The sequence below is a fragment of the uncultured Cyclobacterium sp. genome (assembly GCF_963976465.1).
GTDB lineage: Bacteria > Bacteroidota > Bacteroidia > Cytophagales > Cyclobacteriaceae > Cyclobacterium.
The window spans coordinates 1-5170 of sequence record NZ_CAXBOC010000422.1; the positions used below are offsets into that span (position 1 = coordinate 1).

The 5170-nt window shown below is 35.9% G+C and carries 6 protein-coding genes; 1 reads left to right on the forward strand and 5 read right to left on the reverse strand.

Annotated elements, in window-relative coordinates; all coding sequences use genetic code 11:
* The 5 genes from AAC037_RS19350 to AAC037_RS19370 form a co-directional block, all read right to left on the reverse strand.
* On the reverse strand, positions 1 to 1357 hold a 1357-nt coding region (locus AAC037_RS19350), incomplete at its 3' end, for a Gfo/Idh/MocA family oxidoreductase (RefSeq protein ID WP_339904915.1).
* Between the two features lie 178 nt (positions 1358 to 1535).
* Complete coding sequence (locus tag AAC037_RS19355; protein WP_339904917.1) at positions 1536 to 1697, reverse strand: hypothetical protein; 162 nt, start codon at positions 1695 to 1697, stop codon at positions 1536 to 1538.
* Between the two features lie 2 nt (positions 1698 to 1699).
* Entirely contained in the window at positions 1700 to 2110 is a 411-nt protein-coding gene (locus tag AAC037_RS19360) for a hypothetical protein (protein ID WP_339904919.1), read from the reverse strand.
* Complete coding sequence (locus tag AAC037_RS19365; protein WP_339904921.1) at positions 2107 to 2949, reverse strand: hypothetical protein; 843 nt, start codon at positions 2947 to 2949, stop codon at positions 2107 to 2109. The genes AAC037_RS19360 and AAC037_RS19365 overlap by 4 nt, the downstream gene beginning before the upstream one ends.
* Positions 2950 to 3260: 311 nt before the next feature.
* Complete coding sequence (locus AAC037_RS19370) at positions 3261 to 3956, reverse strand: class I SAM-dependent methyltransferase (protein WP_339904923.1); 696 nt, start codon at positions 3954 to 3956, stop codon at positions 3261 to 3263.
* Between the two features lie 196 nt (positions 3957 to 4152).
* Here AAC037_RS19370 and AAC037_RS19375 point away from each other — a divergent pair, with 196 nt between their 5' ends.
* On the forward strand, positions 4153 to 5082 hold the full coding sequence (locus tag AAC037_RS19375; protein ID WP_339904925.1) for a 2-dehydropantoate 2-reductase: 930 nt from the start codon (positions 4153 to 4155) through the stop codon (positions 5080 to 5082).
* The last annotated feature ends 88 nt before the right edge of the window (positions 5083 to 5170 follow it).

Consider the following 5170-nt stretch of genomic DNA (forward strand, 5'->3'; position numbering starts at 1 on the left):
TTCCAGGATAGTCAAAGCCTTTTCCATCTGCTTTCGGAGTTCTAAAATCATAACTCTTAATGGCTAAATTCCCCATAAGGACGGATTCAGTCAAAGGTCCCGCGATGGAAAAAGGAGAGCTAAGCTCATCGTATTCTTTACTACCATGGCCTGCAATACATGCATTAACCCATTGCGCATAGTGACCACCAACACCACCTTCCACACGAGGTAAAGTTGGTGCTACTTCTACGCTGTCATTGATAGAAGTAGGTAATAATTTAGGGTTCATTCCATAGGTTGAACACATCATTTTACCTCTGGTTCCTTCTATAATTACGCCATTGCCACCATCTCCCATTTGTTCATTTGGGCCAAGCTCTTCCGGCCTGCTAGGTTGAATACCACCATCCATCCAGTGAAATTCAAGATTGCCTCCATTAGGCTTGTCAAAACCCAAAGTGATATGAGAAGACGGAGGACAGCTTTCAGGAAAATAGCCTTTGGTGAATTCTCCGGTATATACTGAGCCAACACTACATTCTGCTCCGGTTGGGTAACCTAAATCTAAAGTTCGGAAGGCCGGCTCCATTAGGTGGCATGCCATATCTCCAAGTGCTCCGGTACCAAACTCCCACCAACCTCGCCAATTAAAGGGATGTAAATTTTCTACATAATCCATTTGTCTTGCAGTACCTAACCACAAATCCCAATTGAGATTTTTTGGTGCTTTTTTCCCTGATTCTCCAGGCCAGGGAACACCCTGAGGCCAAACTGGTCGATTGGTCCATACTTGCACTTTGGTTGCCTCACCGATTAATCCTGCAGCATACCATTCGCGCATTTTACGGACTCCATCTCCAGAAGCCCCTTGATTACCCATTTGGGTTACCAACTTGTATTTTTCAGCTGCTTGTGTAAGTACTCGTGCTTCATGGATCGTATGGGTCAATGGTTTTTGGACGTATACATGTTTGCCCATTTTCATTGCTGATAAGGCTTGAACTGCGTGGTTGTGATCAGGAGTTGAAACAGAGACGGCGTCTATATTGTTGTCTTCCTTTTCCAACATTTCTCTATAATCTTCATAGAACTTCGCTTTAGGATGAGCTTTGATCCTTCCTGATGCCCTTTTAGGATCCACGTCGCATAGCGCCACTATATCTGCATTTCCACTTTCATAGAAACTTCTAATATCACTTCCACCTTTACCACCGGCACCTATACCTGCAATTCTAAGTTTGTCGCTTGGTGCCTTAAAACCGGGACCTCCAAGTACATGTCTGGGTACAATGTAGAACCCGGCTGCTGCCATAGCAGAGGCTTTCATAAAATTCCTTCTGGAATTGTTCTTTGTGGATTTACTGATATCTTTCATTGGTAATTTTTTAAATTATTATAAATGTCTAAAATATTAAAAATTGATGAAAGTTTCTTGTTTTTTTATATGGAAAAATAGTTTTTGAAAATCCTCCTTTGTATAATTAAAAACTGAGCCATTGGGTTATACCTTTTTCCAACGTATTCTTCCATTAATCAATGAAAAAGACCAATGATTATTGGTCTTCGCTTTTACTTTCTGCTTGACTTGTTTTTTTTAAATTTATTATTTTAGGTATAGGCAGGAGGTACTCCTCTTGTATGGCAGGATCATTTTGATAACATACCGGTGAAGTATTTTCAGGAAGGCTTGTTTTATCTTTTATTTGACCTTTCATTTTCAACTTGTTTTTTCTTTCAACAACTCAGCAATTAATGAAATATTGTTTCCAATAGCAGTGGGGTTTTTGTCTACAATTGCTAAGCCTATATCCCCTAAGGCCCCAATGAAATCAAAGGCCTTTTGAATATCTATTAAAGAATTGATGCTGCTCTTAATCTCCTTATTGATGTTGCTCAACTTTGATATGGCCGTGGCTGTCTCTTCTCCAACAATTATGGTTGACAAAAGCTTCATCTCCCTGGCTGTTTTCATTAATTGATTTGACTTTTTGCCCATTTCAAGAAAAGTCTCATGGCTGATTTTTTGCTGGCTAATTTTTTCAAATCGATAGTCATTGAATTTTTTTGCAATCTCTAAAAATTCATCTGCCAATTGGCTAATTTGTTCACTGTCAAATCTATCTTTCATTTTTTAAGTTGCTCATAGGTATAATGTAGTGTACGTAAATCTGCAGATATTCGCCCAATTTCTGCTTTGAAATTGGAGCTGTTTAATTTTAAATCGGAGGATACCAACTTATGGTGTTCTTTAGCAATGAGTTCAATAACTTCTATGAGTGCCTTAATTTGACCTGTTTGTATCCTATGTTCGTCTATCAAACCATAGTATTCCCTAGCTGCAGCAGCTTTATCCATTGTATTGAGGGCTGGATCGAAACTCATGGATTTGTAAAAGGAATACCAAACTTCGTTTTGAATTTCCATCAAGCCCAGAAGATTTTCCTTTAATACAAATATCAATTTTTCGCTAATTAATTGTTGATAGGGGTCTGCGTCCTCCATATAACTTTTTATCCTATTTTTTCTGTATTGACCTGTTACTGCTTTTAAGCTTAATTCCGTTAATTTTTGAAAGGCCAATAATTGTTCTTCCTTAAACTCAATCAGGTTTGAGGCAGCTAAAGTGGTAGCAGGCCTATTCAAATTATATTGGTTAATTTCTGTAGAAGACAATTGATAAAGCCCTTCCCAGTAGTCTATTAAAACAAAATAAAGATTATTTACTTGTTCATCTGCTTTTAAGTAAACTTCACAAGCACAATTTGCTTCCCTTTCAATTTCAAATTGACTTACCTTGGTAAAGTTACATTCTTCAAGACATGCAGCGTGGAAATTATATTTGAGTTCCTTTAATTTGCCGATTCCTATTAAAGCTTCCTTTGACAAATCCTCAACAGGTATTAGGCTGGAGCAGGATAATGATAGCCCTATGATAAAAATACCGACTATTTTTGAAATCAATTGCATGTTTAAATATACCGATTATTCCGGTATTTTGATGGTAAGTCTGTTGCCAAATAACGGATTTTGCAAAACTTGTGAATAGCTTTTGTATCAAATAGGTCAGATCAAAAATAAAATAGTATGAATCAACTGCATACCCTATGCTAAAAATCTTTTGATGCACTTTTAAGAAATCGGATTTTTGTCTTTAGGGTTCAAATTATTAATAAAGATAAGTCAGGTATATAATTTTATTTATTTCACAACTAGAGGAAATACAACATTCATAAACACCAAGTCAATTCTACTTGATGCCCAAAGAGATAAAAGAACGATCAAGTTTTTTCACAAAAGAATTTTTTAAGTACCCCATCTTGAATTTCTTCTCTAATGACTACAAAACCGGCGTTGGTAAGTAGTGTTTTCATGATCCAATCTAAGGTAGAATACTCTTCTTTAAAATGGATAATCGTATCCTCTCTCATAAAATCACCTCCTTTTAATTCTTGACTTTTAATAAAGGCATTAATTTTATCAATTGAATTGTGATCTGGAATAACTACATCATAAAAATAAAACCTTCCTCCAGGTTTTAAAATATGGAAGATTTTTTCTAGTGCAATACTTTTCCAATAGTCCGGAAGATGATGTAAGGACAAGGAGCTGATCACTCCATCTATGCTTTTCTCAGGGAGATTAAAATTTAAATAACCGGTATGAGAAAAGGAAATATTTTTGATTTGCTTGATATCTGCTTTAGCTTTGGCAGCTTTTAACATGGTTTCTGAAACATCTATCGCATATACTTTTTCGCTATGGGCTGCCAGTGCTAAGGAAAAATTGCCTGTACCACATCCGATGTCTAAAAATCTCAATCTTTTATTGGGTCTTAACCATTCAATTACTTCTTGGATTTCTTTAGCTAAATTTCTGAAATCATCATGTGAGGGGTCGTAAACATCTACCTCTTTTTGCAATGTGTAATCTTTTCCGGTTTGCTGAAATTCGTTGTAAAGCCATTTTGTAATCATGATATATTACTTTTGTGTTTATTTCTGTATTTAATTCTTCTATTTAGTTAAATATCCGAATTTCAAAGCAGATTTACATAGCTTAGCTTGGTTTAAAATAAATTGATTTTTCCAATTAATAGCCGGAAATTGAAAAAGAATAATATTTTATTTTGGATTACATATTTAGTTTAAGTCATTTTGTAAAATTGAAATAATGAAAGGTAAATCAATAGCTATCCTCGGGATTGGAGGAGTTGGTGGATTTGTTGCTGCTAGAATTTTGGCAAATCGTTTAGATAAATCTGTAAAACTTGACTTAATTTCAAGAGGAGCCACTTATGATAATATTAAATCAAAAGGCTTGGTCTTTAGCAATCCCGACTCTAAGAAGATTTTACACCCAGATGGGCTAATTCTGAGTGGGGAATCTAAAAACACTTATGATTTGGTGATTTTGGCTACAAAGTCACAGTCCATGAAGCAAGCTGTTTTAGAAAATCAAGCAATATTTGGAAAAGACACCTTGGTTCTCCCTTTACAGAATATGACGAATGCGGCAGCCCTTATTCGACCTTTCGTTGGGAAAGCTATGGTTTTGGATGCTTGTATTTACCTGATTTCAAATGTTCAAAAACCCGGGCATATCAAGCATCTGGGAGGGCCGGGGAAAGTAATCGTTGGTTCTTCAAACACGGGTACTTATGACTGGGTTATTAATTATTTAAATGAATGTGGAATACCGTTAAACTTAGTGTCTGATGTAAAATTTCAGCTTTGGAAGAAGTTCTTGTTTATATCTAGTCTCGGAACTTTAACAGCTGCAAGGAATGTGACATTTGGAGAAATCAGATCCAGTCAGGAATTAAAAGGAGTATGGATTGGTTTGATGGAGGAATTGATTCAATTGGCTCAAAAACAGGAGGTAATGCTTGACGAATCTGATATAAAGAATGCACTGGCTATGATTTCAAATTTTCCCGAAGATGCCAAGTCTTCATTTCAGTTAGACGTTGAAGCAGGCCGGTTTGGTGAAAAAAAGACCTTGGTGGATGAAGTCATTATTGATTCTAAAAAATATGGATTAAGTTGTACCAATTATCAGCTTTTAGAAAGTAAGATATCTGAGAGTCTGGGGAATAACTAAAAGAAATCTAAGGACATAACAATGATTCTTAGGGTTAATGCCTCGTTTTTTTAATTAGGGCTTGTTGGAAAATTCGATAAAACTTGAC

Coding starts and splice junctions, on each gene's coding strand:
- AAC037_RS19370 (WP_339904923.1), bottom strand. CDS start 3,956: ATGATTACAAAATGGCTTTACAACGAATTTCAGCAAACCGGAAAAGAT.
- AAC037_RS19375 (WP_339904925.1), top strand. CDS start 4,153: ATGAAAGGTAAATCAATAGCTATCCTCGGGATTGGAGGAGTTGGTGGA.
- AAC037_RS19355 (WP_339904917.1), bottom strand. CDS start 1,697: ATGAAAGGTCAAATAAAAGATAAAACAAGCCTTCCTGAAAATACTTCA.
- AAC037_RS19360 (WP_339904919.1), bottom strand. CDS start 2,110: ATGAAAGATAGATTTGACAGTGAACAAATTAGCCAATTGGCAGATGAA.
- AAC037_RS19365 (WP_339904921.1), bottom strand. CDS start 2,949: ATGCAATTGATTTCAAAAATAGTCGGTATTTTTATCATAGGGCTATCA.